This window comes from Paenibacillus ilasis (assembly GCF_043195395.1).
GTDB classification, from domain to species: domain Bacteria; phylum Bacillota; class Bacilli; order Paenibacillales; family Paenibacillaceae; genus Paenibacillus_AQ; species Paenibacillus_AQ lautus.
The window spans coordinates 116522-135167 of the sequence record NZ_JBHDJG010000001.1 but is presented as its reverse complement, the minus strand read 5'-3'; the positions used below and the strand labels follow the sequence as shown (position 1 = coordinate 135167).

The 18646-nt window shown below is 51.0% G+C and carries 25 protein-coding genes; all 25 read right to left on the bottom strand.

Annotation, left to right across the window (positions count from 1 at the left end; all coding sequences use genetic code 11):
- Positions 1-3 precede the first annotated feature (3 nt).
- The 25 genes from ACETK5_RS00820 to ACETK5_RS00700 all read right to left on the bottom strand — a co-directional run bounded on the left by ACETK5_RS00820 (position 4) and on the right by ACETK5_RS00700 (position 18641).
- Entirely contained in the window at positions 4-969 is a 966-nt protein-coding gene (locus ACETK5_RS00820) for an XkdQ/YqbQ family protein (RefSeq protein WP_394054118.1), read from the bottom strand.
- Between the two features lie 12 nt (positions 970-981).
- Positions 982-1701 carry a LysM peptidoglycan-binding domain-containing protein gene (locus tag ACETK5_RS00815; RefSeq protein ID WP_394054117.1) on the bottom strand — a complete coding sequence of 240 codons (720 nt, stop codon included), beginning with the start codon at positions 1699-1701 and terminating at the stop codon, positions 982-984.
- A gap of 1 nt (position 1702) precedes the next feature.
- The gene (locus tag ACETK5_RS00810; protein WP_394054116.1) at positions 1703-3622 is read right to left on the bottom strand and encodes a phage tail tape measure protein; all 1920 of its coding nucleotides are present in this window, start codon (positions 3620-3622) and stop codon (positions 1703-1705) included.
- Positions 3623-3816: 194 nt separating this feature from the next.
- The gene (locus ACETK5_RS00805; protein WP_015737358.1) at positions 3817-4239 is read right to left on the bottom strand and encodes a phage tail assembly chaperone; all 423 of its coding nucleotides are present in this window, start codon (positions 4237-4239) and stop codon (positions 3817-3819) included.
- 28 nt (positions 4240-4267) lie between these two features.
- Complete coding sequence (locus ACETK5_RS00800; RefSeq protein WP_100539166.1) at positions 4268-4726, bottom strand: phage tail tube protein; 459 nt, start codon at positions 4724-4726, stop codon at positions 4268-4270.
- Between the two features lies 1 nt (position 4727).
- Positions 4728-6047, bottom strand: a complete 1320-nt coding sequence (locus tag ACETK5_RS00795; RefSeq protein WP_394054115.1) for a phage tail sheath family protein — start codon at positions 6045-6047, stop codon at positions 4728-4730.
- Positions 6048-6221 carry a hypothetical protein gene (locus ACETK5_RS00790; protein ID WP_165789691.1) on the bottom strand — a complete coding sequence of 58 codons (174 nt, stop codon included), beginning with the start codon at positions 6219-6221 and terminating at the stop codon, positions 6048-6050. It abuts the gene before it with no gap.
- Positions 6218-6655, bottom strand: coding sequence for a phage tail terminator family protein (locus ACETK5_RS00785; RefSeq protein ID WP_100539168.1), 438 nt, complete (start codon positions 6653-6655; stop codon positions 6218-6220). Before ACETK5_RS00785 ends, ACETK5_RS00790 begins: the two co-directional genes overlap by 4 nt.
- Before the next feature lie 130 nt (positions 6656-6785).
- Positions 6786-6962 carry a hypothetical protein gene (locus ACETK5_RS00780; protein WP_165789692.1) on the bottom strand — a complete coding sequence of 59 codons (177 nt, stop codon included), beginning with the start codon at positions 6960-6962 and terminating at the stop codon, positions 6786-6788.
- A 12-nt stretch (positions 6963-6974) separates the two neighbouring features.
- Positions 6975-7217: a hypothetical protein gene (locus tag ACETK5_RS00775; RefSeq protein ID WP_100539169.1), complete on the bottom strand. Its 243-nt coding sequence runs from the start codon at positions 7215-7217 to the stop codon at positions 6975-6977.
- Between the two features lie 20 nt (positions 7218-7237).
- A complete protein-coding gene (locus tag ACETK5_RS00770; protein WP_394054114.1) occupies positions 7238-7687 on the bottom strand; it encodes a hypothetical protein in 450 nt (149 codons plus the stop codon).
- A gap of 11 nt (positions 7688-7698) precedes the next feature.
- Positions 7699-8676: a Kelch repeat-containing protein gene (locus tag ACETK5_RS00765; RefSeq protein WP_100539171.1), complete on the bottom strand. Its 978-nt coding sequence runs from the start codon at positions 8674-8676 to the stop codon at positions 7699-7701.
- Between the two features lie 18 nt (positions 8677-8694).
- A complete protein-coding gene (locus ACETK5_RS00760; RefSeq protein ID WP_100539172.1) occupies positions 8695-9699 on the bottom strand; it encodes a hypothetical protein in 1005 nt (334 codons plus the stop codon).
- Between the two features lie 3 nt (positions 9700-9702).
- Positions 9703-10269 carry a YmfQ family protein gene (locus ACETK5_RS00755; protein ID WP_394054113.1) on the bottom strand — a complete coding sequence of 189 codons (567 nt, stop codon included), beginning with the start codon at positions 10267-10269 and terminating at the stop codon, positions 9703-9705.
- A 7-nt stretch (positions 10270-10276) separates the two neighbouring features.
- Positions 10277-11431: a baseplate J/gp47 family protein gene (locus ACETK5_RS00750; RefSeq protein ID WP_100539173.1), complete on the bottom strand. Its 1155-nt coding sequence runs from the start codon at positions 11429-11431 to the stop codon at positions 10277-10279.
- A complete protein-coding gene (locus ACETK5_RS00745) occupies positions 11431-11889 on the bottom strand; it encodes a DUF2634 domain-containing protein (protein WP_100539174.1) in 459 nt (152 codons plus the stop codon). Before ACETK5_RS00745 ends, ACETK5_RS00750 begins: the two co-directional genes overlap by 1 nt.
- Positions 11882-12271, bottom strand: a complete 390-nt coding sequence (locus ACETK5_RS00740) for a hypothetical protein (RefSeq protein WP_100539175.1) — start codon at positions 12269-12271, stop codon at positions 11882-11884. The genes ACETK5_RS00745 and ACETK5_RS00740 overlap by 8 nt, the downstream gene beginning before the upstream one ends.
- Positions 12264-13241: an XkdQ/YqbQ family protein gene (locus ACETK5_RS00735; protein WP_100539176.1), complete on the bottom strand. Its 978-nt coding sequence runs from the start codon at positions 13239-13241 to the stop codon at positions 12264-12266. The genes ACETK5_RS00740 and ACETK5_RS00735 overlap by 8 nt, the downstream gene beginning before the upstream one ends.
- Positions 13238-13882, bottom strand: a complete 645-nt coding sequence (locus ACETK5_RS00730; protein ID WP_100539177.1) for a LysM peptidoglycan-binding domain-containing protein — start codon at positions 13880-13882, stop codon at positions 13238-13240. Before ACETK5_RS00730 ends, ACETK5_RS00735 begins: the two co-directional genes overlap by 4 nt.
- A gap of 66 nt (positions 13883-13948) precedes the next feature.
- A complete protein-coding gene (locus ACETK5_RS00725; RefSeq protein WP_394054112.1) occupies positions 13949-15721 on the bottom strand; it encodes a hypothetical protein in 1773 nt (590 codons plus the stop codon).
- A 17-nt stretch (positions 15722-15738) separates the two neighbouring features.
- Positions 15739-15873, bottom strand: coding sequence for a hypothetical protein (locus ACETK5_RS00720; protein ID WP_279300460.1), 135 nt, complete (start codon positions 15871-15873; stop codon positions 15739-15741).
- Between the two features lie 23 nt (positions 15874-15896).
- Positions 15897-16331, bottom strand: a complete 435-nt coding sequence (locus ACETK5_RS00715) for a phage tail assembly chaperone (protein WP_009594601.1) — start codon at positions 16329-16331, stop codon at positions 15897-15899.
- 130 nt (positions 16332-16461) lie between these two features.
- A complete protein-coding gene (locus tag ACETK5_RS00710) occupies positions 16462-16869 on the bottom strand; it encodes a phage tail tube protein (RefSeq protein WP_009594594.1) in 408 nt (135 codons plus the stop codon).
- A gap of 93 nt (positions 16870-16962) precedes the next feature.
- On the bottom strand, positions 16963-18429 hold the full coding sequence (locus ACETK5_RS00705; protein WP_394054111.1) for a phage tail sheath family protein: 1467 nt from the start codon (positions 18427-18429) through the stop codon (positions 16963-16965).
- A 2-nt stretch (positions 18430-18431) separates the two neighbouring features.
- On the bottom strand, positions 18432-18641 hold the full coding sequence (locus ACETK5_RS00700) for a hypothetical protein (protein ID WP_326114152.1): 210 nt from the start codon (positions 18639-18641) through the stop codon (positions 18432-18434).
- Positions 18642-18646 lie beyond the last annotated feature (5 nt).

Here is an 18646-nt window from a genome sequence, read left to right as displayed (position 1 = left end):
TGCTTACACCACCTTCATATTCAGCGACATTGTATGCGTACCGTCTGAGAATTTATGCGTACATTCATCGATGAGATACGGCTTCAAGCCTTCTTCCGGAAGGTTTACATAGATCGTGTTTCCCGCACGGACCCGCAAATCTCCAATAGCCTCGATCGATAACGTCTGCTGCTCCCTGTTCTTCAGCTCCAGCAAATTCTGCGCTAACTGCTTCAATTGAGCGGGGTTCATGTTCTCATCAGCAACCTCGTATAGCTGGAGCAAACCCCATTGTGCAATGTTTTGTCCGTGCTGGTAAAGGTACACGTCCCTCTTCCCCGTTTCCTTGCTATCACGCACGACTTTGATGCGGTTGTACGTCTCGTTGTCGATGCTTTTTTTATATGAAAAATCCGTCATGAGGCTGTCTTCCCCCACCGCAAGCATAAGCAGCATGTCGTTGATGTTGGTTAACGTCAGTTCGCCATACCGGTCGTAAAACATATAGTACTGCTTGGTCGCGATCAATGTGGAATCCAGGGCCTTGCAGATGATATCAATCAGTTTCTTATCCGCTTCCAGCATTGCAGGGATCGTATGGCCGGTATCGGCCAGCGTGCCTGTCTTCAGATTAAAATCCTTGGCGATCTTCCGGATGATATCCTCCACCTTGGCATTCGTGAACCGGTAGGTGTCGTTGCTGGACAGGTAGCGCAGCTGATCGTAAGCCATTACCTTAACCTGGGCGTCCATGCCCCACTCTTTGGAAAAAACGTACCCATAAAACAGATCCTTGTTATCCTTTCGGAAGCGCACAATGTCGCCGTTCTCCACTTCGAATGCCTTGCTCTGCGCCAGGCCATCGTTCACATAGTTGATATCCAGACTTGCCGGCTTCGCCTGACGGCTTGTTTTCCATGTGATGTCGGTTACGATCTGCCCCAAATCCCACACGCTTCCGTTCTTGCGGTCAATCATCAGTTCGATCACGATGCCACCTCTTTAAGGAATTTTCAGAACCCGGCCGACGGCCAGCTTCCGGACCTCATGGTCCTTGATTCCGTTCAGTTTTTGGATGTCGGTATGACGGGAACCGCTGCCGAGCAGCTTTTGGGCAATGCTCCACAAGGTATCGCCTTTGGCAACCGTATAGGAGGTTGGTTTTTTGCGGTCATCCGGCCGGTCTTTTTTCTTCACAGCTGCCGCTTTTTTGTCTTTTACCGGTACCACCTTCCGAGCCCCATAAAACACATAGCGTTTGAGCGTAATTGAGAACTCAATATCCTCCGGCGATCCGGACATCGTATTCCAGTTGAAGCTTTCGATGGATGCCGCCATGTTGATGCCAAAAGACTTCATCGCCCGCACCACATTCTTACCATCCGTACCGCTCAGCGGATCGGGAACGAGGCCCGTCATGACAAAGCGCACAGGTCGGCGGGTCTCCATCCAGCCTTTAATGGTATTTACGTAATCAATCGGCAGCTTCAGCTCCTGGTCAGACCCTAGATGGACAAAGGGGTACACCCTGCCCGGGAAAAAGCTCTCAAACGAAATCTCCGTCAGCTTCGGATGCAGAATCGCATTCACTTCGCCAAGCCCAGCTACCGTATAGGATTTGCCTTCACCGCTATCCTTCACGTCAATCCGCTCGGGGTTCACCGGAAACCGAAAAACCTCCTCCTGGTTATTGAAGCTCAGAAAAAATCCATAATCGCTCATGCTACAGATACACCCCCTCGGCACTGGACACAAACTGCTCCTCCAGCGTCCGGTTAATTCTCGACATGATCGTATCCAGATCGGCCCCCGAATTAATATCTCCCGTCGTCATCTGCACGGTCGGCGTCAGGGTGATCATATTGCTGATCGCATTCACTTCCGCCAAGTCGCGCATGACTTTCAGATCCTCGCTCGCCACGTCAACAGAATTGTCCACTTTACCAATGGAATCGATGCTGCCGCCCGCAGGGGCTACCGGGATTGGGGCTGTTGGCATGGCGGGCATAGCAGGCATGGACGGGGTCGGGGTTGTTTTTGGAACGGTAACATCGTATCCGGTTTTGCCGTTGTTGTATTGTTTTAAAAGATCCTCGTTGTCTTTACCTATCTTCTTATCGGGCATGAATGAATCCTTGAATGTATCCATCGAAAAATCTTCTATGGCTTTCTGTCCAGTATCCTTGAAGTTCGTAAAGTCTGCCTTATATTCAATCTCGGCGATTTGCTTGGTATCCACACCAAGAACCTTTCCGAAGAAGCCCGCTACCGCGTTAACACCTTTGATGATCCCGTTAATGACGGAAATGACAGTGTTAACCGTATTTTGCGCCAGATCTACAATGAAGCCGAAGACGTTGCTAAATATCTGCTTAAGGCCCAGTGTCACCACTTTCCAAGCCCCGAACGCGGCCATAGCAGCGATAACTAAAGAGATTAATAGCATAAGAGGATTAGCTTTAACCACCATATTAAATATTCTCATCGCTCCTGCAGCTATGTTCGTAATCGTGGCCATCACGGATTGAGCTGCCGCAAACGCGTAAGCCGATATTCTACCCATGATTAAACCTGCATTTAACATTGCGAAAAAAACTCCCACTAAAGCAATAACAGGAAGTAACCCCATAAATATAGTGATCAGATTCCAAATGGTGTTACCGACTCCAGCGATCGTTGCTTTAATGAATTCCCAGGCTGGAGGGATCATTTCAGCAATCCATAAGAACCCTTGAGCTAATAAAGATAGTCCTGAATTCAATATGCTAAAAAACGGTTCAAATGCCCCTGATTCAAACGCAGAGTTAATGATATCTAGAATAGGTATTATAGATTCAAGCGCCCCGCTCCCTATTTGAATAAAGGAATTGTTCACATATCCCAACATCTTTTGCCACTGGCTCACAGGAGAGTCCATCATTTTTTGAAGAGCTTCTTCCGTCATGCCCGATTTCTGTAGGAGTTGATCCATTGACGCTAAAAATGCTCCGAAATTGCCCTTGGATGATGCCACTTCCTTGGAAAATTGTTTGATGTTGGTTTCAGGTATCTTAAACTCTTTCGCAAGTGAACTAGTGTCACCTTGCATCGCACTCATTATGGCAGCAGCGGCATCTCCCGAACTCTTCCCTGTAGATGAAAGCTTGCTTAAACGCTCAGCAAAACCATTTAACGTAGAAATTTCATCCGAGTTTTTGGTCATGTTCATAAAAGATATTGAATTTCCGAGAGTTTTATTGACATCGGCCCCCGATTTCAATGCATCTTGCTTAAATTTTTCAAACATAGCCGAGCCAACCTCTGGATCTCCTATTTTGCTCTGGATAACATTCTCTAAATTTTGTTGTTTTGCCGCTGGTATGATGGAAACATCCGCTATGAATTTCATTCCATTATACGCAGCTTTAATTGCACCAAGCGCACTGCTAAATTTACTTGATGCCTTCTCTCCCTTTTTCACTTCTGCATTCAGATTTTGTTGAGCTGCTGCCGCTTCATTTACTTTCGTTTCGGCTTCTTTTATTTTTTTGGTCGCATGATCAAAACTCAAACCGAATATAAACGACTGCTCAAAAACGAGTTTATCCCAGTTGCTAAATGCCTTCAGAATCTTTGGTGGAACAAGCATTTGAGTATTCGCCATTCCTTCACCCCCTTCTTCTACAACCTATCTCCGCTTCCGGACTCGCTCGAGCTTCTCCTTCTCCACCCGCATCGAGATCATGGCATAGATGGCGGCCCGTTCCCGGACCGACATCGCCATGAGCTGGTGAGGAAGGATGTGCAGTTCATGGAGGGCGTAGTACGCATAGTTCGCGTCACCGTCACCCTCTTTAATCAGTTTTTTACGTCGTCTACCAGATCGTTCATATCGCGGTCAAAACCATTCAGAGCTTGGACCCGCTCGCCAAGCGCGGCGAACTCGCCGGGCAGCAGCATTTTGCGGAGTAGGGATTCTGCACCAAGCACGCCGTAAGATTTTTGCAGCTCGCTGTTTTTCAAATCCGGGTAAATGACGCTCGATACCATCAGTTTCGCCATATAGTCGTTCGGGTCAATTTCCGGCGTGAAGACGCCATTCTTACCCTTGACCTTACGCGTAGCCGCTTTGCGGCACTCCTGGTTTTCTTCCTCCGTGATACTCCGCAGCTTCCAAGGCACAGGGCTCCCTTCCGCGTTCTTAAAACGAACAGAGACCACGAATTCCTCCGTGATCTCCGCAGACGACTGCCCAGCAAAAAACATACTAAAATCGCTCATATTCCTTCCTCCTCATTCAGGTTAAGTATTAGGCCAATGGGTTAAACGGCGTCTCAATTCGCACATTCTCAAACGTGAAAGCCACTTCTTCCTCCAGCGCCTCTGCTTCAGTATCCAGGGAAGCCATAATCACGCTGTCGAGGTTGACCCCTTCCAAAATCACCGTCTGACGCCCCGTCGACGAACCCGGATCCTCATTGCGCACTTCAATCATGAAGTAGGCGTCTTTCCCTGTCTGGATGTATTCCATCATCAGCTCGCGGAACAGTGAGGTCACATAATAAATGGTCATCGTGCCGCTGCCCTTCCAGCCAATGGCTTTATGCTGTACGGCGCGTTGGCCCATCGTTTTCAGCTCGGCTTTTTCCTTCTCCACCGTGGCTTCCAGTGTTTTAATGTAGAACATTTCCTCCATACGATCGCCAATTTTGACGAATGCCTTACCCTCTTGCCCCGAAATCGTGTCGCTTGCCCGCAAAAATGCCATCTTAGACCACCTTCACTTTCATGTATACTTTTTCAATCGCATCTACCGGCTGTACCTTGATATCCACAAACAGCACATCGCCTTCTGTACCCGGCGTCACCATTATATCTTCGTTCGCATCAAAATTTTGGATAGCCCCAATATTCTGCAAAGACGCAAAATACGCCGCACATTCCGCCCAGAACAGAGTCCGGCCATCCACATTATTGTCTACCTTCCCGATGTAGGACTTCTCAAAAATCAGCTTCAAATCATTCGCAATACCATCCAGCACGCGAACCACCCGGTTTTTGGAAAAATGTCGCGCTTTGGCCGGCTCAATCGATGTAAAGCTGTTAATATCCTGCTCGACCACGGCCTTACCGCCGCTGTAGCTAAACAGAAACTCACCATTCGTGAGCGCTGCTTCAATCTCCGTATGGCTTAAACGAACATCGGTATCCACCGCTTCATCGTAAGCCGCGTATGTTAGGGATTCGTTAACAGCTGCCGCAGCCGTGGCGCCAGTGACCCAAGCAACTGCCTTGACCTTGTCCACGAAGGAGCCGTCAGTGAGAACAACGCCATTTTTCACGGAGATGATTCCTTCATAATCCGCAGCCGGATAGTCGGACAATACAGCTTGGACCTTCTTGCCTTCCTGCTCGCGAAGCCGCTTGATGAATGCGGTATACAGTGACTTGAGAGCTGGATCTGCGGACAACAGGCCAACGGTCTGGAAGTCTTGGACCTCAAGCGCGGCTAGGAAGTCCACATGCTCTTGGTTCGTCACGGTGCCGTTCGCGCCACCTGTCAGAGCGAATCCTGCCGTTGCCGCCAAATCGCCCGTATCCGGTGCAAAGGTTACATACAGGTTCGGCTGCAGTTCGGCCGCACTGGCTACAAGTTGCTTGTCAACCGCTTTGCCGCTCAACAGCGTGTTGACCACAAACTTACCAGGATCATCCATCGCGTTCTCAACAACGATCTGGATATCATTCCCACGTTCTCCGCCGTAAAGTGCGATTGCTTTGAGACCGGCAACGGAACCTGTAGCTTGGGTGCCGCTATTTAAGCGATACAACAGGAGTGTACCTGCTCGCTTGAGCACTTCTTTTACTCCGAGCAACTGTGGTGCTGTGATATCATAACCTAACACCTCAACCAGATTGGTGCCTGGTTTAATGGTTAAGATTTTTTGCGGCTCTCCCCATGGAAGGGACAAGCCCAGTGCCGCAATCCCCCTTTCACCTACGCGCCCGATCGGCTGCTCCTGCGATGAGATTTGGGTATATACGCCTGGTCTTACTTTGTTGGGTGTTGTCCATGTTCCTCCGGCCATTTAGATGACCTCCTTTTTCAAAAATGTGGTGAGTTGCTCTTTCGCTTCCTGAACGGTGTACGTTTTGCCCTCTTCGAGAATGGCGCTCAGCACATCCTTCTCGCGATTACTGAATTGTTTGGATTGTGTCAGCTGTTGCTTGTTGAACGCTTTTGCTGTTTCTTTTTTACTCATTTCAATACGCCTCCCTGTTTCAATGTTTGCATCTTCATGTCGTTCTCTTCCTGATCCGTTGACATCTGAATGACATACTCTGCGCGAAAATATCCTTCTCCCGCTGCCCCATCATTCCCCGTTGGCCGCTCCCACGCAACTGATGAGGCGCGGCATGGTCGACCCTCAACTTCCAGGGATGTTAGGCTCTCCAGCATCTCGTCCATGATCGTTGCCACTGATTTTCCTTCCACTGGTACGTAAGAGATTCGGAAACGAAAACGAGCCGTATATCGACTTGTCGATATCGGCTCGAGCTCGGCTAGTGCTAGCTCGGTTTGGAAATATGGGGCTGGTGGTAGTTGTGCGTTGTCCTCTCTCAAAAACGTTGTGATATCTGAAAACTTCGCCTGCAAAACTCTTTTCAAAGAACCTTGTATTTCCTGCGAGATCATACTAGATTACCTCCCCTTCCAGGTTGAATGCCGATGGTGTAATAATCTTAAGTTTTTAACAAAATCCATTTTCCCACGGGTAAGTACCCATGAATTATGTTAAGAGAAGTAAAGCGAGCGCCAATGGTTACTATTCAAAATGTTTCATCTGAATGTCAGTCTGATTAGTATTGGTTTCCTCTTGATCTCTCAGAGTAAGAAAACCATTAATAATTCTGGCTTCTTCGCTCAGTACGTACATTTGCGCGTGAATTTCCTGCAGACGCAGCTTTGCAAGCTGCCGGATATCCTGCGTGTTTTCCTCCATACCTTTTCCTCCTTAAATACCAGACCATTCATTTGCCTGGTCAGTTCCAATTAGCGATAACGTTTCCTGGTATTCATTTTCAGTAATTCTTTCAGTAGAAAGTGCACCGTCGATCTTGTCCTTTCCAAAATTAGCGGCTGCATATGCCTTAATGTCCTCGTGATAGCTATGTCCTACGGAATTGAATCTTCGAGTACCATCTTCAAAGATTGCGAATCCATAACCTCGTACCATGCGTTGTCTTGCTGTCAACAAAAAAATCACCTCCCAGATATTTAAATAATGCCTGCGGTTGCGAGTGCTTCGAGTATAAAAAGTTGGTCGTCTTGCATTGCTGCATTGCGTTGTTTTAACTCGTCAGCTATGATTTGCAATTCAGAGTTTTTCTTTTTTAGAACTTCTAGGGAATCTTCTGGTTGAACAGCGAATTTTTCAAATATAACCATATCGGTTAACTCGTCAGCGTGACGCTCAATGTATTCAAGCGCATTCTCCTCCGTGATCGGAACAATCCCCATTTCAAATGGTGCATGAGGTTGAAGAAACGTCCTGTCTCCGACCTGTATTACATAATAACGTGCGTTCTCATTTCCAGTCGGGTTATGAATAAACTGTCCATTGAACTTGTCAGTGAACTTATACACTTGATGCATAATGGTTAACCCATCGATAAACTGTTGAAGCTCCTCTTCTGTACAGATTAATTCTCTACCTTTGTATTCCATTTGGTACCTCCCTACCCCATTGTGTATTCCAACGTTTGATATGAAAACGTGCCATTATTGGCGTTCACACCTCCTGGAATGTAAGCCTTATTCCCGACAACTGCTGCTTTTGTTCCGTAGATGGACTGTCCACTTGGTGAAACATCCGGCAAAGTTACCCATGAATTTGTTACTGGATCATACACATCAAGTTGATTCCATAGTCGATATACATAAATTTTATTGTTATATGTCCATGCGCATGGCCGCTCATTTGCAAACAATGCGTTGGCCTTTTGCATCCAGGTATTGGTGCTTGGTGTAAACTGATATACGTTGTTCGTCCAACGGTTCCCAGACGTCATACCACCGATAGTGTAGAGACTATTGTTTACTACGGCAGAGGCTCCATATGCCATGGCATTGGGCATATTTGCCATCCTCGTAGAGCTATTTGTTGCTGGATTGTACTGAAAGGTATATGTGTAGAGAGCACCATCAAGACCACCTGCTGTATATCCAAATGAACCGATAGTGCCGGAGAATTGTGATTCTCCAGATACCGTTGCTTGATAATTTCTGTACGTATTCGTAGTTGGACTATAGACAACCCCTACGTAGTAATCAGCGTTGCCACCCTGCATATAAATCTCATTGTTAATAACGAAAGATGCCCCATTTACCTTTCTATAAGGCATATCCGCCATAAACGACCACGTGTTCGTTAATGGATCGTACCTCTCATTACGTTTTGATTCATATCCATCCGCAATAGCTCCAGCGAATCCACCAATTGTATAAACATAGTTTCCTACAGAATTTACATAGCCCCAGACGTGAGTTGTATTCATATTAGCCAATACTTTAAATCCTTGACCTGTCCAAACTTGTTTCCAAACACCTCCTACCCTTACCCATACTTGAGTTGCTTTCCGCCATGTTCCGCCTACACGAGTATGAACGTTGGAAACGTTCCGAAATGTGCCTCCGACGTATACACTTAGCGCCATGAAATAGCCCCCCTCTCCTTATGAGTATTGAATCCATATTTGACCGTCGAACCCACCTGATGGAGTGGCTGTTGATTTGATGACATGCGACTCCGTCATAATATCGCCGCCGCCTTTATTCCAATTTAACTTAATATCAATTAAGGCGTTATCACTTGGTCGAGTAGCTCGAAAAATAAGACCTGCCCCCCCATAAGCGTCATTAACACTATTAATAATCGCCTTATTACGCCATCCATTTAAAGGTATATTTCCAGCATTTAAGAAAACATAAGCATCTTGGGACGTCGAGACGCCCATGGCTCCGGTAGTTACTGTAAAGGATCCGTCTGTACCGAAAACTGCGCGCCGAGTTTTACCAACAACAAAAGAAAGTTCCTGGGCCGTTGCAGTCCCGATAATAAGACCCGGATTACATCCGTAGAATCCTGAATCATGAACGGCAAGGACCCCCTGCGATTGATCCGTCCGAAGCGTGAGGTTTAGGTTACCGGTTCGATAAATATCAACTACCTTGGACCATCCTTCGGTATTCCATGCCTCTGTTTGGCTCCCTATCATGATGTGTCCAGATGTATCGATTCCAAACATTCGTGTACCGGTACCGTAATTGCCGTTATAGATTCGTAAGGCAGGCTTTGTGGACACATCATCTGAAACAAGGTGGAAGTTTTTCGCTGCCATTGAATCCTGTCCGATCTGCATCCCGGCACGGCTGGTCAAAATACGATCCAGCCATACAAAAGAACCGGACGCTGTAACTCGACCGCGCACTTGATTATTCGTGATAAATCGAAAATCATGATTCGTTGGCGTACCGATCCATGGATCATTTGTATCGGAACCGAGTCGAAGAATACGTGTTCCGTCGGTTACATCTATCATTCCCGCATCTAGTACCCCTCCCTTCTTTGGCATTACTTTGCTATCGATATCTTCCGCTAGAGCGTTCAGATCTCTAACAACGTTCGCCGTCATTGTGTCGTCAATGAGCGGCAGTCCTAAAACTGCTGTTAGTGCCATATGTTACTTCAACCCCCTATTATAAATTGCCCCATATGTTTTTCCCGTTGCCGCCACGTCTCCGTATGTCAGGCCACTCGCAGCAAGTTCAACATAAGTATAGAAACGGAACGCATACGCCACCGCCAGATGCGCCGGCTTGATCTCCTCGATCGCCGCCTTCAAATCCTCCAGATTCGGCGGGATGCCGAGCGTATCCACGAATTTAACCGTGAAGCCCCATTCCTCAGGCTGAAAAGATACCTCAACCGTGCCGCCGTCATAAGCCTCCGCCACATTTTTCACGAGCGCTCCCGAAAAGGTTCCCGCACCACGCAGCTTGGACTCCAGCACTGCCCGTCGCTGCTCGATCGGCTTGTTCCGATCGGTGGGAATGCCGAGCTCCATCTCCCAGCGCTCTAAGCCCCAGGTGGCTGTGCGGACAAAAAACTGATCTGCAGCCGAGTTCAGCGCTTGGTAAAGCGCGTCCAGCTCGCTGCCCTTGGCATCCATATCGGATAACATGACGCGGGAGGTCTCATAATAGGCCGGAAGATAAGAAAACAGCTCGCGACCCCGCAAGCTGTTCATTCGGGTATTATTCACTCACGCTCACCGTCCCGAGCACCGCCACCTGACCGGAGCCAATTTCGATGTTTTGCTGCTCGGTGTGGCCGTTAATCGTCAAATCCGAGTAGTCGACGATAATCGGAATATCCAGCAGTACGGCGGCAATACGCGTGTACCTTACCAAAGGATCCTTCCGGTTAAAAGCGATCTGCTGTAAATACGTGCGAACGCCGTCCTCGATCAGCTTCCGGATTTCTTCCATCGTTGAAGGCTGCTCCTGCGTACGCTGCACTTTGACGGAGATATCAATCGCCACTTCCGCGGCAGGCATCACCGTGATAACCGGACCCGCCGGGGCAACGCCTTCGCCCTGTCCATCCTGAGACGGGTCAATGTACTGCTGAACGGCATCCACGATATCCCGGCTAGCCGCACGCTTGTCCGTATCGATGAGATACAGCCCGACGGTACCGGGTCCTTTCCACAACGGCGCTACTTCCACGCCGCCAACGCCGGCAATCTCATTGGCCCACTGCATGTACTGCGCTTTGTTGCCGCTCGTTCCCTGACTTCGGACTTTGGCATAAAAACGCTCCAGAAGCGACTGATCGCTTTCGGTATCCGTCCCGCTTCGTGTATGCTCCGGGTTCGTAACCGATGTTACGCCGCTGACCGACGTCATCATGAGTTGAATGACGCCTGCGGGAACATTGCCGTTACTGCCCGGCGTGACGGCTCGGATCGGGGCCGTACCGGTACCCAAGTCACTCAGCGTCACGCCTGACGTGGTCACATACTCCACGGAGGATTCCCCGGAGCCCTCATCGGCTGGCGTAGCTACGTAGGTTCCGGCAGGCACGGTCGTCCCCGGCTTCCCCGTAAACAGAACGCTGCCGGACGAAGCGACCGCTTCCCTCCGGGTAATCCCATGTTCTGCCGTCCTCAGATCGAGTTCGGCGGAACGGATATCCGGATGATCGCTTGCTACCGTGCTCGCAAAGCCTCGACGCAGCAGCTCCTGCGCCCACAAGGCGGCCTCAGACAGCATAAACGCAACCGGCGCCTGCGCATCCCAAATAAAAGAGCCCTCCGACTTGTCGATGTCCGAAGGCACTTTGTTCAGCATGCGGTTCATAATGTTCTCTTCCGTCTGATCCAACAAATATAACGGCAAATCTGCCATCAGATCACCACGCTTTCTATAATTTCCGTCTCATCCCGGACACTCGTAATGCGGCAGCTGAAACGGCAAGCTTCTCCTTCCCATTCAAAAAGAAACTGATCCACGCTCTCCGTCCGCGCGTCCGCAAGCAGTGTCTCGGTGACCATGCGCTGAATCTCGCTCTCTTGCAGAGATTGGTCATAGCCTTTTCCGACCAGCTCCTCCAGCTCACTGCCGTAGTCGCGCGTATAGATCAAATGGCGGTATCGCGGCGTACGGATCGCTTTTTCGCACCAGATGACCCAGGCTTCCTTCTCGTCCGCAACCGGAATCTTCCGGGTCGGGGACATCACGAACTCGCCGGCTTCAAAATCATACCGCCAGCTCCGTCCAAAAACAGCCCCGTCTCCTTCCAGCACCTCCGGATCGGTCGCATCCGTCCAGATCATGTCATCGCCTTCCGGGAATAAATTAGCCACCACTGCTCACCACCTTGCATACAACAACAACGTCATTACCGCTGTTGACCCGAACGGCGAGCACGCGGTCTCCCGGTTTCAGGCCTTTTCCCAATTCCAAAAGAGTATCTTCAACTTCGTTCTCTTCGGCTTCAAACGTCATATCCTGCTGCTGGCCCCCCAAAGTCACGGTGCCCTTTGCCGTATAACGGGGCAAGGACAGCATTCCAGGCAGCTCCGCCACCATATAGTCCTGCAGCTCGTGCTTGAAATCATCGAGCTTGAGTCCCGTCGAGGTTATCGTGCCGAGCACGGCCCCTACACCGCCCATGGCTTGACGGGTTTGCTTATTCATTGAGGCATATAAGGAGGACGCCAATTGTCCATAGGGGTCTTTATTCAAGGTAAAACCTCCTTTTTACATCGTCATAACTCCCCAGCTCCAGCATCATGCTTCCGGGACTACCGAGCTCACGGCTGACGGAAATCACGAGCAGTTTCATTGAGCCCAGCATGACCGCATCTCCGGCGCGGATCGTATTGACATCAGGTGCATTCAGGGAGATGGTCTCCCGAATCCCCCTCAGTTTGCTCCGGGCCAGCTGGCGGGCAGCCGCAGGCGACTTCACTTCATCATCCTGAATAATAGCCTGGAGTTGGCCGTATTTGGCGATATCCTTCTCCTCGATGGCCATCACCTTGGAAGGAACTTCTTTTCCGGACTCGCTTGCGGCTGTCGCCAGCACTTTGACCTTGGTCGCCGCGCCCTCCAACGTCCGCGATTGCGTAGTATCCGTGATAGCCTCCAGGATGTAGACGTCTTTGTTCGTTCCCAACTCATACAGCTCAAGCCCTGAAGAGATCATCCGCGGATGATACAGCTTGCCGCCGGCTTTTGCCGTCTCCCGCAGATCAGCGAACATGCTCGCATAAATCGACTGCGTCCGGTAAACGGAACGCCCCAGCTGCTTCTCGGTATCCGGCAGTACCGCAATTTTCAGGTTCCAGTCGGCCGCGTACTTTTTGAATCGCTGGGTAGCGGTCTGCTTTGCCGGGAACAGATATTCATCCTCCGATTTGTCCAGATATACCGTCCGATCGTACAGTGTGAGGGTCATCCGCTTCACGCCGTTATTCGAGGTTTCCACTTCCCACACGACAGCCGGGTGCAGCAGAGGGACATAGTCCTTTTTACCGTATGGAATTCCGCTGATTCGGATCGCCATTCCCGGCGAGATCGGCGGCATATCCGGCGTTACGACCAGATTGACGGTTCCCTGGTAAGCGACTTGTTCAAGCGAATCCCTCAGGTTGATAGCTTCCACCAAAGGGGACAGATCGTATTGATCCTGCAAAATGACTTTGTAACTCATGACAGCACCAGCTTCTGCCCGGGCTTGATGGCGTTCGGATCTTTACCGATCGTCTTCTGATTCAGCTTGTAGATCTGGTTCCATTTCGAGCTGTCCCCGAGCTCAAGCTTGGCGATTTTGGAAAGCGAATCCCCTGACTTCACGGTGTACGTCTTATTCTTTTCCTTCATGTCGGCCCGGGGCTTTTTATTCGTTCCGGCAGCCCCGCTGCTGCCTGCTGTTTTGGCCACCTTCATGTCGCTCCATGTCCGGAGCGTGATGTCAAAATACACATCCCCGAGCTCCCCGCCCCGGAACGTGGACTGATGGGAAGCGACATACACCAGCACATTCACCGCCGTCTTGGTAATGACGAATTGCAACGGCGTTTTATATGCCAGAAACTCGTTAAGTTTATTCATCGCGGTTTGCGGTTTAATATGATCCGTCTCTTTACCTTTGCAATAAGCTGCATCATACTCTTGTGGGAAAAATGAAGAGAATGATATCTCCTTGATCCGATTCCCTTGCGGAAAATCAAACTCTCCATAGTTGAGAATCGTGGCCGTTTCCAATCCCTTTTGGCGTGAAATGGTCACCTCTTCGGGATTGACCGGGAATCGGAATGTCATGCCTTTTCCGTTCTTCAAAAGAAACTCCACCTTGGCCCCCTCCTTTCTGTATGGATGCCTTCGAACCGACTTCATGCCTGCTGTTAACCATCATCTTCAATAGGCCATCGGAGTCGGTTTCCGGTTCTGGGCCGCTTTGCTGAATTCGGCTCTCAGCCGCTGCCCGATCAGAAGAATCAATCCTTCTACATCGATCGGGTGCTCCTCATGCACCGTTACCTGCACCGCGCCAGAAGGTAGATTGTAATTCACGGTTGTCTCTGTTTTGAAATCCATCAGCAAGCCGGATATCGTGCTCATCTGTTCCGGACTGATCTGAACAGATTGCGGGGACGTTGGCTTCCCTGCAAAAGCTTGGTTTTGCGCTGCACTCGCGGGTGGACCAAAAGTACTCATGCTTGCAGCATGGCTAGGCGGCACGTACGGACCGTATGTCGGGTTCAATGCTGGATTCGGCAGCAGCGGCTTGCTGAAATCAACCGGCGCTGGTTTCGGGATGATGGGAGCCGGAAGGGCAGCTGCACTCGAAGGGGTTTCCTTCGGTTGAGCAGCTTCCTTGTCTTTTTTCCCGAAGGAAAACGTCTTGGAGAACCATTTCGACACCGTCTCCTTACCTTCATTGAACTTGTCACCAATCCCGGAAATGGCGCCGCCCACCTTCTCGCCAATATAGCTTCCTACGGTGCCGCCGAGCGTTGAGCCGATCATCGTACCTGCAACCGGGATCACGGATCCGACGATGCCGCCGATCGTGCTTCCGATGCCGCCGCCGACGGTAGATCCTATCGCTTGGTTTCGTTCCTTCCCAGGCTTTGCGGTAGCGATTGCGGTCGCATCGGCTATATAACTTAATGGGCCAAGGGCGCGTTTGCCAAGCCCTTTCATCAAGCCGGAGCCTAGGCCGCTTTTGCCGGCATTTTTTACTGCACTAGCTCCTTTACCGCCATCTGCTGCCTGTTTTATTGCATCTGACCCTGCAGCGGTCTTGGCAGCGCTTGCCGCACCTCCGGAAACGATGCCGCTGCCTCCGCCGCCTCCAAACATTCCTTTCGTCATACCCACGGCATCCTTGAGTAATGTCACAGCTCCCTTTCCTGTGTTGCCTGCAGTTTCTATGAAATCTCCCAGTGTTTCAGCTTTGTTAAAACGCTTACCCCATTTGGTTAGTGGCTTATCCCCTTGGCTATTCGGGGTCGGGGCAGCCTGGCTTTGATTGGAATTGGATCCACGGCCGCCCCCCCTTCTAACCCCATTGGGCCTAGGTGCCGTCCTAGGGGCTGGTGTAGGAGCTGGTGTATCTTTACTCCATGCTTCGCGCATCTTTTTTCCTTTACCATATAGTTGGCCACCATTTTTCATAGTGGAACCCACGGTGATAACACCGCCTAATATGCCTAGAGCCGTATCCCATCCAGATTTTTTACCGCTCCCACCGCCTCCAAGCTGAAGCGATCCAAGCGCATCCGTAAGCTTATCCACAGCAGTCGTATTCGCCGTCAACGCATCGGTCAACGGAGAAAAATCCAGCCCTGCCGCCCGTAAATCCACCTGAACGCTCGCCTCGATCTGCTTCTGCACGCTCAGGTTTAGATTCGTATCAACCTGCTTCTGCACATTCAGCTTCACATTTGCCGAGGCCTGGATGACTTGTGACTTCACCCGCTGCATTTTGGCCAGCAGGTTGTCCAGCCCCTTCGAGGCGCTGTCCTTCAGCACGATTTCTGGCGCCATGCGGGTACGTCCGATTCGCATGACGCGTCCCTGGATCCGCTCAAAATAACGCTCCATCGCCCGCAGCTCGCGGTTGGCCTTGATCACGTTTTTCGGATCGATGACCAGATTCATGCGATAGTTCATGGCTTCAGCCATTTCGTTTCACCTCCTGTTCACTTCACACTCTGACCGGCCATGCCCTCGATCTCCTCCTGGGAGAAAGCAAGCAGCAGCAGGCGCTCGCCTCGCGGGAGCCGCCAAAAATCTCCGGGACGAAGGTGATGCCGGACCCACAGATGATACAGCATCGTCGTCATTCCCCCGGAGCCGATCAGTTTTTTAGGTCAGCAATCTCGACCCCGAAGCCGGACAGCTCCAGCACTTTATCGCCTACGGCATCCAGTTCTCCGGCCAGCAGCATGCGGCGGACCGCCTGCTCTCCCCCCGACAGCTTCAAGCGGCTCGTAATCCGGGGATCGCCCCAGCCGCTGAGCGTCAAGCCCTTCACCGACAGACTGCTCGTCGCTTCGGAGATGAGCAGCGCATTAAAGGTTTCGGTATCCACCTTCTCGTCCACCGCGCCCTTCACCGTACGGCGAACCGTGCAGCGCTCGCGGATGCTGTCCACCTTGCTTGAAGTCAAGCCCTGCAGCACCATCTGCATATCCAAGCGCTTAATGCGTACCGTTTCCTCCGGCAGCTTCTCTGCCGCTTCAAACAGACTGTCCAAAATTTGCTCTTCGCTCATGTTCTCGTGCAAGCTCATACGTATATCTCCTTTACTCATAAAATAGTAGCCCTAAACTTAGCGGGCGACGTTCGCCCGAACCAGACACGCCATGCCGGGCGAACCCCCACTTTTTGACTCGCTCAAGACGTGCTTAAGCAAACAGCCCTTAATCCCCCTGAATCGGATCCAACAGCTCGTACCCCTCAAAGGTAAACGAGGTTTCCTCCTGCACTTCCTCGCCGGCCGTCCAGTTGGCCAGCTGGATTTTGTCCGGCATGCAGCGGATCAGGCGAACGCGCTCATGGCCATAAGACTCGGGATCATCCAGCTTGGAGATGATATCGAATTTGGTGAAGCCGCGGGAAATCATATCGGAAGTGACCTTGTAACCGCTCATCGTGCCGGTTCCTTTTTTGCTGCCGTTTTTGTGTACCGTCCAGTCGTTGCCGACCAGCTTCAGCTCGCGCTTCTCCAATTCCACGCTGGCTTCCAGCTTGTTAATATGCGTCTGCCAAACCCCGTCAATATACGCCTGGCCGTATGTCCCCATAATGACTCTTGAAGCATCCAACATGTTAAGTTCCTCCTCGATTTCGTTAAGTTTATTCTTAAAAAAGCCCTCTCCGGGCAGTCCGTCTCATCTTAAATACGCTGATCGACGTACTCGTTATTGCACGTAAAATGTACCGAACAGCTGCTCCATCACATCGGTCAGCTTCACATTCCACTGCAGGAAGACCTGGTCCGGCTCCGGCGTGTTCACGGCGGAATCGCCATAGTACGCCGGATCGAGAATGACGTCATAACCATCCGGCTCGATGACATTGCTCAGCGACAACGAAGCGAGGTATTCCTTCACGGCGCCGATCAGCGCCAGACGACCTTCCTCGGTGTTGTTCACCTTGCCGATGTAGGTCTGTTCCGCAGCCAGCTGCAAATCCGCATGAATCGCATCCATTACGCGGATAGAGCGGATTTTTTTCCAGGCATTGTTTTGGCCTTCCGCCGGGTTTACCAACGTGTTGATGCCGCGCAGCGCCTTTACCTGACGTCCGTCATAGAAAAGCACGAACACGCCGTTTCGTACAGCCTGCTCCTGCTCGGATCGGGTCCAGCGGCGGGTCACATCTTCGAATGGCGTTACCGCGTATGTAGCGGATTGATTCAAGCGTTGACCGGCAATAAGCCCGGCCACATATGCAGCCGTCTGGGCAGAACTGTAGTTCACGCCGGACAGACGCACGCCCGTACCTACATTGATAATCCCTTCATGGTTCAATGCCAGCGAGCGGGCTCCCGCCAGTTTGGCTGCATCCTTGGAGGTATCGTCCGCTGCGCTTCCGCCGAATACGGCCATCACGCCGCGTCCTTCTTGACGGAGACGTTTCACCCACGCCGCAAAACTCTGCAGCAGAGCCATATCCGCAGCATAATCCAGGGCAAGCACATTGAATTCCTGGCCTTCGACCGCATCCTGCATCTCGATATAATCTGCATTCGTCAGGCCGCCGTTGCCGCTTTTGCCCCCGGACAACACGGCTCCGTTCACATCAGCGGGAATGTCGTCTCCTTCCAATGCGGTAGCCGTTACCCAGAGGTTCTCATCGTCTTCATTGATCTGCGTTGCAATCGACGCTGCTGTCCCGTCCAAGCTTGTATAAGTGCCAAGCAGCTTGGCTCCTTCATAGAGACGAAGCTCACGTGCCCCTGAATTAATCAGCGACGGCTGCATGGTTACGGAGAAGCCGTTGCCCCGGCTGCCCGGATATTTGGCCTGCAGCTTCAACACGTCGGAAGGCGTGGCTTCCGCATTTTGCAGCGTTACGCTAGCCGCTGCCGCCGTGCTATCTGCCAGGCGATAAGCCAGCAGCTTCTTCGGCCCGCCAAGCAAAGCCAGATAGAGCGTTTCGTAAGCCGTAGCCCCATCCTGGCTGTCCTCAGAATACAACTCGGAAATCGCGAACTCGCTGCCGATCTCCACGAACTCGCGCACCGGTCCCCAATTGGCTTTAACCGGCACGACGACCGTACCGCGGGATCCGCCTTGAATAGCCGACGCGGCGGCTGCCTTGAAATTCATATACAAACCCGGAAGTACCGGTTTATTTGTGCTTTCCCATGTTCCACCTGCCATGATTAGTCCACCTTCGCTTTCATAAATTGTTGGATTCTTTCTTTGACTTCGGTTACCGTGAACAGCTCTCCGTCTGCCCCATACATGGCACCTGCGAGCACTTCCGCCCGAACCTCGAACAGTTCCTTGGCGTGTGTTTCGAGTTCATCGAGCGCATATCGCGGAGCGCTGATACGGCGAGCTTCAGTCTTGAGTGTTTTTTTCACAGCCATTGTCA

Bases quoted from the DNA above. Each gene is read 5' to 3' on its own strand.
- ACETK5_RS00815 (WP_394054117.1), bottom strand. From the start codon at position 1,701: ATGAGCGATTATGGATTTTTTCTGAGCTTCAATAACCAGGAGGAGGTT.
- ACETK5_RS00810 (WP_394054116.1), bottom strand. From the start codon at position 3,622: ATGGCGAATACTCAAATGCTTGTTCCACCAAAGATTCTGAAGGCATTT.
- ACETK5_RS00805 (WP_015737358.1), bottom strand. From the start codon at position 4,239: ATGAGCGATTTTAGTATGTTTTTTGCTGGGCAGTCGTCTGCGGAGATC.
- ACETK5_RS00800 (WP_100539166.1), bottom strand. From the start codon at position 4,726: ATGGCATTTTTGCGGGCAAGCGACACGATTTCGGGGCAAGAGGGTAAG.
- ACETK5_RS00795 (WP_394054115.1), bottom strand. From the start codon at position 6,047: ATGGCCGGAGGAACATGGACAACACCCAACAAAGTAAGACCAGGCGTA.
- ACETK5_RS00790 (WP_165789691.1), bottom strand. From the start codon at position 6,221: ATGAGTAAAAAAGAAACAGCAAAAGCGTTCAACAAGCAACAGCTGACA.
- ACETK5_RS00785 (WP_100539168.1), bottom strand. From the start codon at position 6,655: ATGATCTCGCAGGAAATACAAGGTTCTTTGAAAAGAGTTTTGCAGGCG.
- ACETK5_RS00780 (WP_165789692.1), bottom strand. From the start codon at position 6,962: ATGGAGGAAAACACGCAGGATATCCGGCAGCTTGCAAAGCTGCGTCTG.
- ACETK5_RS00770 (WP_394054114.1), bottom strand. From the start codon at position 7,687: ATGGAATACAAAGGTAGAGAATTAATCTGTACAGAAGAGGAGCTTCAA.
- ACETK5_RS00765 (WP_100539171.1), bottom strand. From the start codon at position 8,676: ATGGCGCTAAGTGTATACGTCGGAGGCACATTTCGGAACGTTTCCAAC.
- ACETK5_RS00760 (WP_100539172.1), bottom strand. From the start codon at position 9,699: ATGGCACTAACAGCAGTTTTAGGACTGCCGCTCATTGACGACACAATG.
- ACETK5_RS00755 (WP_394054113.1), bottom strand. From the start codon at position 10,269: ATGAACAGCTTGCGGGGTCGCGAGCTGTTTTCTTATCTTCCGGCCTAT.
- ACETK5_RS00750 (WP_100539173.1), bottom strand. From the start codon at position 11,431: ATGGCAGATTTGCCGTTATATTTGTTGGATCAGACGGAAGAGAACATT.
- ACETK5_RS00735 (WP_100539176.1), bottom strand. From the start codon at position 13,241: ATGAGTTACAAAGTCATTTTGCAGGATCAATACGATCTGTCCCCTTTG.
- ACETK5_RS00725 (WP_394054112.1), bottom strand. From the start codon at position 15,721: ATGGCTGAAGCCATGAACTATCGCATGAATCTGGTCATCGATCCGAAA.
- ACETK5_RS00720 (WP_279300460.1), bottom strand. From the start codon at position 15,873: ATGCTGTATCATCTGTGGGTCCGGCATCACCTTCGTCCCGGAGATTTT.
- ACETK5_RS00715 (WP_009594601.1), bottom strand. From the start codon at position 16,331: ATGAGCTTGCACGAGAACATGAGCGAAGAGCAAATTTTGGACAGTCTG.
- ACETK5_RS00710 (WP_009594594.1), bottom strand. From the start codon at position 16,869: ATGTTGGATGCTTCAAGAGTCATTATGGGGACATACGGCCAGGCGTAT.
- ACETK5_RS00705 (WP_394054111.1), bottom strand. From the start codon at position 18,429: ATGGCAGGTGGAACATGGGAAAGCACAAATAAACCGGTACTTCCGGGT.
- ACETK5_RS00700 (WP_326114152.1), bottom strand. From the start codon at position 18,641: ATGGCTGTGAAAAAAACACTCAAGACTGAAGCTCGCCGTATCAGCGCT.